Source organism: Psychrobacter sp. JCM 18902 (assembly GCF_904846615.1).
GTDB lineage: Bacteria > Pseudomonadota > Gammaproteobacteria > Pseudomonadales > Moraxellaceae > Psychrobacter.
Genome location: NZ_CAJHBK010000001.1, coordinates 372,142 through 386,038, shown reverse-complemented (window position 1 = coordinate 386,038; position 13,897 = coordinate 372,142). Strand labels below are relative to the sequence as shown.

The window sequence follows — 13,897 nt, the reverse complement described above, 5'->3', positions numbered from 1 at the left end:
CTTAAGTAGTAGGCTAAGTGGTTAAATAAACTAAGTACGACCTAAGCAGCGGTAGTTCAGTTGGTTAGAATACCGGCCTGTCACGCCGGGGGTCGCGGGTTCGAGTCCCGTCCGCTGCGCCATATTTAAAACGAATTTAAACTCTCGAGTTTAAGCAAGTTTCGCCTCAAACATTAGATTGTTTGGGGTTTTTTTGTGTCTGTATTTCCGCTTAAAGCCTTTATCCGTAAGGGTTGGTTATTCTTTCTTTATCAACCCTTAAGAAGTAGTCCACTCTTTAATAATGTATTTTCTATAAGTCTGCATACATGCACTCTGCTTCTTGAAAATCGGTGACCAAGTGCTCGGTGACCAAACGGTGACCATTTTGTGACCAAGATTATTAAAAGTTGCTGATGGTAACTGATCCCCAAATTTTATGCTTATCGATAAGTTCATGAGCTTAAAGGATCTGCCTCAAACTAAGTTTGAGGTAAAGACGGAAACCTTTCTACCCATTCACCGATAACCAATTTGTCAGTTTCAATACAAAATGGTATTGCCCACAACCTCAATTTTTCTGCTAAATAAAAACACTCCAAAGGTATTTCGAACTGATGATGCTTAGGATAAATAAGCATCATGTCTCCACTCCCATCTAAATACTTATGACCATAAGCAAACAACTGATAAATATCTGAATGACTGATATTGTAGTCGTTATCATTGTCGCTTAAGTTTATTAACTTCCATTTGGTATCGAGTATATGATAATTTTTTCTTTCTTTACTAATTAATAAATCAGGCCTTAACTGAAAGCGCGGTTTTAAACCTTCTTGGTCACACACCATGTGCTTACTAGAAGCTTGTGTTGTTAGTTGCCAGGGCGCCTGGATGTCTCGTTGTAAGTAGTTCGCCACATACTTCTCGAACAAAATTTCCATTGGGAATAACAATGCAATACCCCGGTGCTCTCCCTTTTGAAAGTTTGGATTAAGCTTTTCAAGTATTAGTTGGCACCATGGCTTTATCGCTCGGTAGGATTGCAATATTTTGATGTCTGACCATTTAGGCATTGAGTTTAAAGGCTCTCTAAGACTCGTTATAGGGTCTAAGATGTGTGATAGCTCATTAGCCAGTCGCCAGTTCTCAGAACTCCTACAGTGCTGCTGTACGTAATTTAATGCCGTTTTAATTAATTGGTTCTCAAGTCGATTGGGATGATAGACATCATGACGAATATTAAACAGATGAGCTCGGCCAACCGTTTGTCTTTGTTGAACTACAATATCAAGTTGGCCACGAATAAATCTACTTTCTTCTTCGATTCTTTGATAATCAAATCTGAGCCCAGACGCTACCAACTCCTTTAACAGATATAAAAACTGATAGTATATCCACTCATGAATAGGTAAGTTCATTCGATTGAGACTGGCAGATTGAGCCTCTTTGTGAGATAGGTTTAAAGTGGATCTTAGCATTTTGCATAAGACATCTCTGCTCTTGTTTGGCTCTTGAGCACCTAATCCTGTCTTTGGTAGTATCTCAATACCTTCGCCGCAAGGACTTTCTAAGTAACCTACGTAAGATTGTAGCTGCAAGTATTGTGGACGCTTATAAGTAATAAACCGTCCATAGCTCTCTTTTTCACTTAATCCCACTAACCAATCAAAAGTTTCTTGCTCGATGATAGCTAAGTCTAAGCTAGGGCATGCTGTCTTATCTGTAGTCAGCTGAGCATATTCTCTGACTTGAATCATTCTTCACTATCCGAAGATTTAGACTTAGGCTGGATTAATATTTTCTTATAGGATTCAGGGTTGTTAAAAGCAGTCTCATTGATATAGTAACGACGATCGTTTAGACCCTTTATACTACTATGGAATAACTCACTAACTTTTGGCAGAATACTTCCTGTTTGAATAAATTTTTCATTATGAAGTTTACTAGGGTCATTCAACACCCAACCAATACGTTCCCAATCTGAAAAGAAGTATTCTTGCAGTAAAGGGATAATACGTCTCTTAAAAATATTGCCTAGTTCAATTTCTTTTTCGTCATCTGTATTCAAGTCTTTTAACGACCAAAAGTATGAGTGACCTATAGTGTGTTCACGATCTAAAAGTACTTCAATACGCTGATTGATTACTTCCAATAAATCAGCGATTTCTATATCGTATACTTCTACACCTTCTAATAGTTCAGGTTTAGGTAATAGCTCAATAAAATCAAATCGGCGGCGTAATGCTAAATCTAACTGTGCAAGAGATTTATCAGCGGTATTCATCGTACCCAAAACATAAAGGTTTGATGGCACTGAGAATGGTGATTTTGAATATGGCAGTATCACTTTGCGAGCATCACTGCCACCCTTACGTTTATCAGGCTCAAGCAACGTGATAAGCTCGCCAAATATTCGTGAAATGTTACCTCGGTTAATCTCATCTATGATTAACACATAATTATCTTCTAAGGTTGAAGACTCATCAAGTTCTTCGTCTGAAAGATATCCATAACTTTCTAACTCTTCCAATAAATTAATCCAGCTTAAGTTAGGTAAAGGTACACAGGTATTTATTTCTAATGATTTACCATTGTTTAAATGACGTATATCCAGCGATATATCGCTTACAAACCAATTAACCTTGCGAACGTGTGGGTATCCAGAAAATTCATCAGATGCATTTTCCTTATAAATATATTCAGAAGTGACTATGCCTATTGCCTCAATGGAAGTCCTAGTTTCTAAACATAGAATAATGTCTCCAACCTGAATACCTTCACAAAAATTAGTGATAGAATTTTGTTTTTGAAGACTTTGTTGAAGAAAATATTCTTTTTCATCCTTAGATCTATTATTAAAATCAATATTAAGATTTCCAGTATTCTCCCAACCAATTCTCGCTTCTCCAGCTTCTATACACTTTTTGCGAAACTCGGTTTCATACCTTTGACCTAGAGAGATTTTCCATACGCTCGGCTCTTGAGATATTCCTATTAGATTATTTCTAATTAGTTCTCCAGCAGCAGCGTTAGCTATCTCTTTAAAAATACCGTTCTTCACAGCGTAACTAATATTTGATTTATTATCTTCGTCTTTTATAGCTTCTGCTCTAATTCCCTCAACAAAATCTTCATAAGCAAAGCTTTGATGAAAGGTCGTAAATGCAATACGCCCTTTCGCTGTTAGTTCATCATACTTATCTTTGATCTTTTGACGCTTGAATTTGTCATTGTTTAAAGATTCATACCAATCAGGAGCAACGCACTGTACAGCTAGTTCGGTAGTATGGTACGTCTTGCCTGTACCCGGAGGACCGTAGAGGATACGATTAAGCGCATCATTATTAAGCATATTAATTGTTAGATCATCTAATTCTTCATTGACATCCTTATAGATAGATATTCTGCTTGGCTTAATATCTAATTGCTCACTGTAAAGAACAGACATGAACTCATGCGGAGTGATATCTAAATTACGTTCCTTTTTAATAACTTGGTATATATCGGTAAGCATCAATAAGCGTTGGATGACATGATTATAAGGTGGTATTTTTGATTCTGGAACATCAAACGCTTTCAGGAAGTGTTCGATATGGTCGGTAGATGAAATTGGCAAGATAGCATCTGGATTATATATGGATATTAAACGCGCACGACGACCTGCCCCCATAACACATCTAGGCTCTACGCCTGCACGATCATACACCTCATTATCTTGGTCAATCCAAGTGATATCAGCGTTAACGTCAGCATCGATTATCACCTGATGTATCTTAAGAACATAACTTAATGCGTCATCGTCACTCAGGTCGCTTAAGGCTTGATGCTTATATAGTGTTCCATCTTTTTTTAAATAAAGTAGATGACCTCTCGCCGTACCCGGCATATAACGACCAAATATAGGCTGTAGACCGCGCTCTATCCATCGACAATAATTATCTGTGATAGATCCATGACCTAAGCAGTATTGCTCCTGATTCAATTCAGTTATTTTCTTTTTTGGAAACTTGCTTGAAAACTCTTCATAAAGCTCTTCAACACCTTCTGGTCTACTTGTAATCGCATCGTCTTGGCTTAACTCAATAATCTTCGATACTAAATCACTATCTATTTTTGTTGTATCCATACTGTTAGTTCCTCTAAAAAACTCAAAAAATATAACTAAAAAACAGCTCACAAAGCATTTAATAAAAAATAAAAATTTTCTCGGCACTAACCCAGTGGGCGGTCGCTCAAATGTTTGAGATTATATATATGCCACTAAAGGCATACACAAAGTAGGAGCGACACCATGAGTAAGTCTACACAAGCAAAGCCAACTTCGAACCAAGGCAACGGTGGGAATTGGCCAACTAAGAACGGTTCAAGCAATTCGTCAGGATCAAATCGCGGAAATGCAAAGCCTAAATAAATTCAAACATAATTAATTTGGAGAGGCAGATGCGGTAGCAAGCCACATCTGCTTTCAAAAATATGAGATATTCAAGCAACAAAGATTTTAATCATCATATAAAGCGCCTAATAAAGCAAGGCTGGTTATTTAGAAAGAAACGAAAACACAATCAGATCGTTGCACCATGCGGACAGTCTGTTACTTTTTCTAAAACGCCGAGCGATCATAGAGCTCTTAAAAATTTTATCAACGATATTAGACATACAAAAGAAGGTTATGCACAATGAGAACTACAAGCATTAAGACAAGCCCTTATTTTTTCCCTGCTGAAGTAGTAAGAGCTATTGCTAGAGCAATTGACAGCAAGAATGATAGTGAATCGTTAGATAACAAATGTCATGATCTATATCTAAGTAAGAATGAGCTTGACCAGCTTATCAATATACATATACATAAAGTTATCGAACGAGTTGAGCTAAAAAAATCAGTTGAGAACGAGCTTAAAGCTTTGATTGCTCAGATGTTTGATGATTATCTAAAGATAGTAGCAACCTATAATCTATCAGAGCAGCATAGAGATGATATTGGACCTTGGATAATTGAAGCATTTTTTTGCCCTTATTTAATTAATATTGTCTCTTTTTTAGGAACAAGAACAAGACCTTTTGAAAAATCTGACTACATTGAGCTAATCAATGATAACTCTACAGGCTTGGAGCTTACTTTCAAAATTATTGAAAAACGTGTTAAAGGTTGGAATGCTTTTTATACCAGTTTATCTAAGGGCGATAAAGATAAGATTACGGCATGGCGTCGCGGTGATGATCTACCCAGTTATGGCAGTTTGTTAGCGATTCTCAATCCTAAGCACCATGATATATCAAAGAATATTCTGGTTTTCTTAATAACGGCTCGTGCTATTGCGTACTTTAAAAAACACAATGATTTTAAATTATTGACCCAATATTTAAAACTGCCTACATCTTTTAAAGCTCTGATGGTTCAATTCGAGGACTTAGTATTAGCACTACATGAAAGAGATATGCAATATGTAGCCACTCTATATCAGAATAAAGATGAGCAATTTCTTCATCGACCTTCTACTATTATTTTAGAGCTTCTGACTTATAGTCTAAGCAGTTTTTCGAAGGATGAAATAGAGAAAGCTAAAGAGTATTTTGTTAAGACATTTGAGCTTAGCCTTTATCGGTCAGGACACTTATGCGAGCAGATTATCGAAGTCGGTTTCGTGATTGCTAGCTGGCAAGAGAGACCTGATATGAACTTAATATCAAAGCTAAAAAGTGTCCAAAACCTATATGGCTACACTCTACCTACGATATTGACTGAGGATACCAAACGTAAGAAGGAAAACCTAGTTGAAGACTGGGAAATCAATATGTGGCGAAGCAATGCGCAAAGGGTGTTCAATAAATTTAAGGTTGAACTACCAGAAAAATATAAAGTGAGCTCAGCTGTTCTACCTATACATTTAAACGCAAAAGAACTAGCACTTGACCTTAAAAAACCTAATAAAAAAGTGAAAATAAATAATAATGCCAAGCTCCATAGGAATAAGGGTAAGAGCAAGCAAGTAACGACACAGCTTATTTGGAACACATTACGAAAGGATCTAGATGCTGTTAATCAACTCTTACAAGCTGGTGCTGACATCAATATTCTCTCTGATAACAATGAATCAGCTTTATTAATTGCTTTGCAGTATATGAATTTAACTGAACTTCATGAGCCAGACGATAGGTTTTATCAGACGCTCAAACATTTAGAATATGTGCCAAAAACGATTAATACAATGACATCTAAAAAGCATCTTTTACCATTATTAAGTGCGGTGCAGACAGGACGAAATGATGTCGTTGAGCATATTCTCCACCTAGGAGCAGATATCAACCAAAAAGGCGGTAGTAGTCATTTAGACGCATTAACTACGTGTATATCTTTAATTGGAATGATTAAAGACTCAAAACTTCTACTCAAACAGTTTTCTATGATCACTGAAGATCCAGAAACAGCAATAACTAGAATGAGCGACTTTGAATTTTCTGCCTTTATTAGAGAGACACAAGGTAGCCTTGGTCTTAATCGACAAGAAGTTACGAGCCATCTTGTTCAAAGTACGAAAAGTCCGGATGCAATGGCTATTCTTAAAGAGCTATCTGAAGTTTTTAAAGAACAAACTCAGGCAAACTACGAGTTATTTGATTTGAGAGAAATGCGCAAAATAGCAAAGCTACTAATTAATGGAGGTGCAAATCCTAGCGCTAGATATGATTGGAGTGGCATCGACGGATACACTCCATTCTTACTAGCCTGCGAGCTTAATGAGGATGAACTGGTCACTCATATGCTAAATAACGCTACTGAAGACTCAAAAAATGACATTATCAATACGGTATATAGGAATCGTAGAAATGGTCAAGCTGTGAGCTATGAGAAAATCTGTCAGCACTTTAAAACTGATGATGTAATGGATATTGTAGACAGGAGTTTAACTTTAGCGAGTAATGATAGTATAAGTTAAATGTTTTAGCCTCAAGCATTGAGTTGCTTGAGGCTTCTTCTCTCAACTCTCTGTAATTGAAAGTCGAGAGTAAATGGCTATCATAAGTCCTCATAGAATACTCTCTCTCAATAAATAGCCATGAACTGAGCCTCTTTCAACCATAAAATCTAAAATAGCAATTACTTTAGTTTTTAATCTAACATCTTGCTTAATTCTTTGACGATTCAAGAATATGTATTGTCGCAGATAATTCTCTAAATTGAACAAAGTGTCAGATTCAACGTTTCCAAGTTTTAAATCATGATTATTTGAAGCAATAGTATTAATCCAATCAATACCTGGATTATGGAAGTTGCTAGCTACTGAATTTAAGACCCTAGCAATCGAGTACAATACTGATGGATGGTTACCTAAATCTTTAGATATATCGTCATACAGCCATAAATCTTCCTTTGTTAGACTTTGCCATTCCTTTTGTTTTTCTCCCCACCACCTCCAAGAAAGTAAGTAGTTAACAATCAAACTTTCGAAGCCATCGTGATATCTACCTTGGTTGTATAGCTCGATAATTTTAGGGTAAAGCAACTTCCAAATGTACCAAAAAACTTTAGGTTGATAGAATTCATTCTCTGACCAAATGAATCGCTCAATAAATTGTTCTGACTCATCATTCCGTTTTAAATTGTTTATAAATGGTTCTAATAACCTTTTAACTTCATCTTCACTATTTCGATGTAGTGATATCGCACTAATTTTCTTAAATATGCTTAATCTTAAATTGTAGAGATTATTAATATCAGTAGTCTCACGTCTATTCTTGAGAAGTGTTTCTGCAATATTAGGTAGAGTCAAATTCAAAACAGTCAAGTGATCTTTATCTTTAGTGTCATTTGGTATTAACTGATAAACAGTTTCCAAGTCATCGACATCTAAATTATCTAGTTGATTACTATTAAATTTTAGCCTATCAAGTTGATCGTCTATCCCTTTAGATTTGCATAACTCTAAAAATTTTTCAAATATTTCTGACTTTAGAATCCTATGGTTATATTTTTGACTTTCATTACTTTGTAGCGCTTCGATAGCATTATTATATAACGGCTTAAATTGTATAAAGCCATTAACAATTTGCTCAACAACTTGTGGACTACTATCCCATAAGCCTTTTTGATGAATCGCTTCAATGGCATAGTCGCATACTCTTTTATACATTCCTATAGAACGCTTATCAAACAGTATAAATATCAGTAATAAAGCCAATTTCTCGATGTCATGTGGATATTCCTCAATCAGTTTGGGTAAAGCGTGTGTACAAGCTTCTAAACCATCACCGATTTGGTATTCATAGTTATCTGAGAATAATCTTTCAATGCTAGCTTCAATAATTTTTTTACATAAATCTTTGTCAGAATTTGGAAGCAGATGACTATATTCAATAATTAGCTTTGAACAACTATAGTAAGCAATATTACGATTGAGCTGTATAAAAGTTGCATCTGATGTGTTTTCAAGCTTATTTAATAAATTTTTAGTATCATTTAAAGCTAGTAAATGATTATTCTTATACTTTTTACCGCCCTCATATTCTTTATCATTAATAAAGTTCGCCCACAAGTCCAATGGAGTATATTCAAATCTTTCGTTATATTCTACTTGTGCTGTTTCACTAATCCTTTTTTGTTTTTCTGTCAATTTTGGTGTAAAAGCAACTTTGGTTTGTTCTTCCTCTTCGATTACCTCAGGTACTAAATTACGTCTATCCATTCTTGCTAACAATATACCTGTAGTTTCATCTTCATCACTCAACTCAGATTTATGTTGATCGATAATCTCAAGAATATTTTCAATAAAATCTGAGTTTTGCTCTTTTGAAAAGTTTTTTACGCCATGAAACTGATAGTGCAGACATAAGTGCTCTAAATTTAGATTTCTGTGCTCGTCTTCACAAGTTTTGAGACGCTCATTTCTATATAAGATATTCTCTAAGTCAGGGTTAAGGCCATAGCCCATACCGTATAATGACTTCGCTTCAAATTCAGTTCTACTACGAGCTAAGTCATAGTAAAATAAGTCAATCGACTTAAACAGAACTAGTGCAACATCACAAAATTTATTATGGTGAGCTAAAACAACACTACATACTACCGAAGTCACTGACGTTGAAGTAGAATTTTTTAAAATCTTTAAAAGTAATGTCTGGACAATCCTACTATCGAGCTGTTCAGCAAGAATCAATAAAAATTTTTCTAATGCCATATGTATAGATTGAAGTAGTTCTGGAGTTAACGGGCTACCAAAACCTCTATACATTGTCCACAATGCAAAGCTATTATATTGTGTTACTTCATTATCCTGAATATATATTTTAACTTTGTTAACGTCCTTTTTGCCTGTATCTGACCGAGCGTAGTTTGCAACTGCAAAATTAGTGAAACTGATAATAAAATCGATAGCGTCTAAAAAGCTCTTTGTTTGCAATATGAAATGCATTGGGGTTTGATGTGCACTTGCAGGATAGTACTTGAATTCATACTCTCTCAAGCCATAATCTGTCTCTGAATTCATGTTAAAACTTAATGAACGGTAAGGATCTTTATTTTTCTTTTCAATCCAAAATATTCTACAAAGCTCAATAATTGAGTTTGGTAATAGCTGAATTAACGGGATAGCTAAATAGCATTTATTTAGAATTGTTACACAGAAGTCTTGATACGGATCATTATGCTCGACCCAAACATGCTTAGTGACCTTATCAAAGATTTCCCTTATTTCGTCTTCTATTTCACGGCATGACGCAAAAACAACTTTATAAATATTATTATCTTCGTTTCGAGAGTATATATGTTCTTCTTGCTCTGTCTTCTTTAAAATGCTCACTGCAAGTAAACCAGAAAGCCTTGTCGTTACTCCTTTATCGTTACTTTGACACCAATCCAATAAGATTGGTAAAACTCTATTTCTATTACTTTCAAAAAAATCAAGCTGATGCTTATTGATAAAATCAATAGTCGCTTGCCAACCTCTGCCTTTGGGTCTAGTATTCTGTAGCATAGACACAACATCTTTACAGGCAACCTGTAGTAAAAATATAATACGTTTTAAAATAGAAAAGTCATTTGCTATTAGCTCATTTTCGTATATTTTGAAAAACTCAAATGAGTACTCTGACAGTAACACTGAAACCAATAGCTCATCCTTCCAAAACTGGCTAATGTCACTGAAAAAGACATTATTAATAAAATTTTTGATACTAGTATCTTCTTCTATCAATTTTTGAGATAGCCAAAGTCTAAAAGCTCTTCTAATTGTTAGCGAATTACCTAGCTCTCTAAAAAAATCCTCAACATTTACGTGGTTCTGATAAGCCTTGTTTATGATATGGTTTAATGCCCACTCTTCATATATATCATGAGTAATGAAATATCCGTCATGTTGTTCATCATAGCCTATGATGTCATCTATCTTTAGTTGGTATAGAGCATCTTGAGGAAGGCTATCACCAGTAATATAAAAACGGTTAGTGTCAGCTCGTTGCTTTGCAATTTTCTCTAAACATCGACCTCTCTTGATGTGAATATTATCCTTTTTAATAAGGCTGTTTTGAATTTTCTTTTTCCAAAGTAAGCCTATAAAACTAGCAAAATCACTGATAGCGTCTTCACTTTGATAGTAGGCAACATACTCATTAAGGTAGAATAAATTTCTTAGTCTATCCTTAAAGATGGCATTATTAGGTAGAACGATTCCAAACTTATTAGATATTTCAATCAGCTTCTCGCCTGACAATAACTCAACTTCTAAAATCTTACATTGTAGCTGGTAGCTTTCATTTATATGAAAATTTAAGTCGTCTAAATACGAGGTTCGTGTAGTGAAAACTATCGTCCAGCCATGTGTTGTGAGACTGTTAACTAGATCGTGTAAAACGTTTTGATTGCTTAAGTCTGCTAACTTTTCTGCAGAATCAATTATAAATAATTTAGTAGTTTCATTTTCGTAGGTACTGAAGAAGTCAGCAGATGAAAAATTATGTTCAAAGCGAAATAAATCACTAACATGATTAACGTTTAACTCTGTAGCTTTGAATATGCATATAGGTATATCAAAGGAATATTGCTGATAAAACTCTTTAAGAATAGCCGTTTTACCACTACCACCTTCACCAGATAAGATAATATGCTCATCTCTCAGTGTAAGATCCTTAATTTCCGAAATATAGCTTTGTCGCTCGATCTTTATCTGTTGCTGATTTGCGCTAATTTCGGTACGAATGGCGTTTAGTATGCTAGTGTTATGGGCAAAAACACTGTCGCGCAATTTATCTAAAGTTGGATCTAAGCTAAAAAATAGATCGTGAATGTACTTATGCTTGGGTAAAGCTAGTTGAAGTTCAAAATGACTAGGTACACGCCATTCAAGTGAGACACCAAGCTTTTCACAAGCTTTATCTATTTCGACTTCATAGCTGGCTTTCTTTCTGTCTTTTAAAGAACTTTCAGATAGCTCTTGATTGATGTAAAAATAAACAACGTCTATTTCAGGGTTCTTACTTTTGGCTTTTGTAATAGCCTCAATAATTTCTTTTTTTCTATCACTAATAGATACTTCGTAGTATTTAGCTGAGAAACCATAAACTAAGCCATCTTTCCCAAGTGGCTCAGTTTCGATCCCTGTTTGGTTTTTATATCTGAATAATCCAATATTATTATCAAACTCTGAGCAAAATAATAAATAAGCCATCTGCTCAAACGCCCATTGTTCCTTATTTTCATTTTTGATGGCAAATGTATTCCAGTTCATTGTAATCCTTGTAGTTTTGCTCTTTGGATGAATTATTTGTACTTTCAGTCTTTAAAATTAAATAATATCAACAATCGATTCTCACACATCCAATAACCGTAGTATTCCCGTCATTGTATATTCTGAGCTTAGGCTCCATAATCATAGACTATAAATTCAGGCTGAAATCTATCTACAGCTTGACCAATATACACACATGCTGCATTCGAAGCACAGATTAGTAAATGCACTTTTTCTATGCCATGTATTTGGTTCAAATTAGTAAAAATATCCTTAAGCCTACTAGCTAGTTTTTCATCTTCAAGTGGATGTGCTATTGCGCCATTACCGTATCCATAACTCTGAGGAGGATATATTTTTATTACTGGAATTACACCTTGAACCTGTTGATTAAGATGGTCGATTGTTGAATCAATCATCGCAGCGGGAGCAGTTAGTTTAACGCTAAAAATGACCTCTGATTGTTCTGAGTCAATTTCTGGCTCGTCAATAATTAATACATCTTCTCTAGGCTGTACATCTGGCCACATCCAACTGCTAGCATCTCTGTAACGCAGCATCGACATTAATTTGGATTTATTACCAATTCAATTCGACCGGTTTATATTCTTCTTTATGGCAGTCAAGAAGCACGCCAACATCGATATCATAATCACCGTCTCTTATAGGTTGAACACCTGTATTTAAAGCATAGCTTCCTTGGTTAAAGCTTTTTTCATACTGAGGATAGCCTTCGTCTTTTTTCTCTTTTAACTTACTTTTAAGCTACTCGATTATTAGGTCACGTTTATCACGTAAAAAACCATTTTCTTCGTAAGTGCCTAATCTAATGGTAATCATCCCAACCATAAGACACTTATCAAATAGAATTAAGCTGCGTGGTTTAGTTTCTGTATAGGCATAGAATCATTAGAACAGTTTGACAATGAGTAATTCTAAGTTAGATAATAGCTATTTTATTATACTTTCGTTCGGTTTTATTTATATTATTGCTTTCTGTAATATTCATCTGTTCATCTTCGAGGTCTGCTTATGCCGGAATATTTGTCCACTACCGCTCTTAGTAAGATTTGCGGTTTGAAAGCCAAGCCTTTAGTCTTTGATTTTCTGATCACTAATGATTATCTATCTTATGAGGAGGGTCGTTATAAACTTACGTCTAAAGGGTTGCAGTATGGGCATATTCGTAATGGCACATCAGGGGGCGAGTGGGTAGTCTGGAATGAAGAAAAACTAATTCCGATTCTAGAAATTTTTAAATTAAGTCTTACTCAAATCCCTAGTAGTGACCCTTTATGCTTACCAAGGCAGGATAACTTATATAGCCTGGCTGATGCTTACGGGTTAGATGAACAAGCTGTAGTTTATTCTTTCCTATTATCTGAAGGTTATCTATGTCCTCAAGCCTCTGACTCTTACTCTTACTCTTACTCTTACTCTTACTCTTACTATACTCTCACTACTAAAGGTTTGGAGTACTGTCGAATATTCAGTGATGGTACTTACGAGCATGTCGTTTGGGATGAAGAAAAACTAGATTCAATTTTGGTAAGCTTAAAGTCTAAAATTATTGAGCAATCCAACATACCTTTTACTTTTTATCATATGACACATATTGATAATTTACCTGACATAATGTCAAAAGGGCTTTTTTCTCATGATTCTGTTGGCAGTTACCACGATATCAGTAATGTTGCAGTAAATAGCCGTAGACAAGGTAAAGAGCCTATTTTCCATAGGGCTATTCATAGTTATGTACCTTTGTATTTCAATGTTAAAAACGCTATGTTGTATGCTGTTCAATCCTCTCACCCTGATCGAGTTGTTATACTAGAGTTTTATACTGGTGTATGTCTATCTAAGAACGTTTTGTTTACTTATAATAATGCAGCTTGTTCAAACGCTATTTTTTACTCTTCTGTACAAAAATTTATTGATGCTAATATATGGGGTAGAATACAGCAGAGATACTGGGGTGACGATATAGAAATAAAGCAGGAAATGATGAGTGAGTGTCTGGTTTTAAACCATATAGATTTTAGATTTATTAAAAATATTTATTGCTACAGTGAAGAAACTGCTCAAGAGGCATATGACATTGTAGAAAAAAGTAGTGAAAATAATGTAAAAACTGTATACACGGACACGGCTAGAAACCTATTTTTCAGATAGTAGTCTTTACAATTTAGATTAATAAA

6 protein-coding genes, 1 tRNA gene and 1 pseudogene are annotated in these 13,897 nt (G+C 35.0%); 3 read left to right on the top strand and 5 right to left on the bottom strand.

The window, feature by feature from the left end:
• The first annotated feature begins 45 nt into the window (after positions 1-45).
• Positions 46-122 (top strand) — tRNA-Asp (locus tag JMY05_RS01645).
• A 339-nt stretch (positions 123-461) separates the two neighbouring features.
• Here the strand turns inward: JMY05_RS01645 and JMY05_RS01640 are convergent.
• Complete coding sequence (locus JMY05_RS01640) at positions 462-1,739, bottom strand: McrC family protein (RefSeq protein ID WP_201614010.1); 1,278 nt, start codon at positions 1,737-1,739, stop codon at positions 462-464.
• On the bottom strand, positions 1,736-4,108 hold the full coding sequence (locus tag JMY05_RS01635; RefSeq protein WP_227678072.1) for an AAA family ATPase: 2,373 nt from the start codon (positions 4,106-4,108) through the stop codon (positions 1,736-1,738). The genes JMY05_RS01640 and JMY05_RS01635 overlap by 4 nt, the downstream gene beginning before the upstream one ends.
• Positions 4,109-4,658: 550 nt before the next feature.
• Here JMY05_RS01635 and JMY05_RS01630 point away from each other — a divergent pair.
• On the top strand, positions 4,659-6,917 hold the full coding sequence (locus JMY05_RS01630) for an ankyrin repeat domain-containing protein (protein ID WP_201614009.1): 2,259 nt from the start codon (positions 4,659-4,661) through the stop codon (positions 6,915-6,917).
• A 90-nt stretch (positions 6,918-7,007) separates the two neighbouring features.
• Here JMY05_RS01630 and avs4 read toward each other — a convergent pair whose 3' ends face one another.
• The 3 genes and pseudogenes from avs4 to JMY05_RS14040 all read right to left on the bottom strand — a co-directional run.
• Positions 7,008-11,699 (bottom strand): AVAST type 4 anti-phage nuclease Avs4, encoded by a 4,692-nt coding sequence (gene avs4, locus JMY05_RS01625; protein ID WP_045444928.1) that lies wholly within the window; start codon positions 11,697-11,699, stop codon positions 7,008-7,010.
• 128 nt (positions 11,700-11,827) lie between these two features.
• A complete protein-coding gene (locus JMY05_RS01620) occupies positions 11,828-12,286 on the bottom strand; it encodes an SAVED domain-containing protein (protein ID WP_227678202.1) in 459 nt (152 codons plus the stop codon).
• Positions 12,279-12,398: pseudogene (locus JMY05_RS14040) on the bottom strand (cyclic GMP-AMP synthase DncV-like nucleotidyltransferase); the annotation flags it as partial. The pseudogene JMY05_RS14040 and the gene JMY05_RS01620, both read right to left, overlap by 8 nt.
• A 333-nt stretch (positions 12,399-12,731) precedes the next feature.
• Between JMY05_RS14040 and JMY05_RS01615 the strand changes: the two are divergent.
• Complete coding sequence (locus tag JMY05_RS01615; RefSeq protein ID WP_045444922.1) at positions 12,732-13,871, top strand: DUF4433 domain-containing protein; 1,140 nt, start codon at positions 12,732-12,734, stop codon at positions 13,869-13,871.
• The last annotated feature ends 26 nt before the right edge of the window (positions 13,872-13,897 follow it).

What these genes read in the sequence shown, in the direction of transcription:
- JMY05_RS01640 (WP_201614010.1), bottom strand. Translation starts at nt 1,739, where the DNA reads ATGATTCAAGTCAGAGAATATGCTCAGCTGACTACAGATAAGACAGCA.
- JMY05_RS01635 (WP_227678072.1), bottom strand. Translation starts at nt 4,108, where the DNA reads ATGGATACAACAAAAATAGATAGTGATTTAGTATCGAAGATTATTGAG.
- JMY05_RS01630 (WP_201614009.1), top strand. Translation starts at nt 4,659, where the DNA reads ATGAGAACTACAAGCATTAAGACAAGCCCTTATTTTTTCCCTGCTGAA.
- avs4 (WP_045444928.1), bottom strand. Translation starts at nt 11,699, where the DNA reads ATGAACTGGAATACATTTGCCATCAAAAATGAAAATAAGGAACAATGG.
- JMY05_RS01615 (WP_045444922.1), top strand. Translation starts at nt 12,732, where the DNA reads ATGCCGGAATATTTGTCCACTACCGCTCTTAGTAAGATTTGCGGTTTG.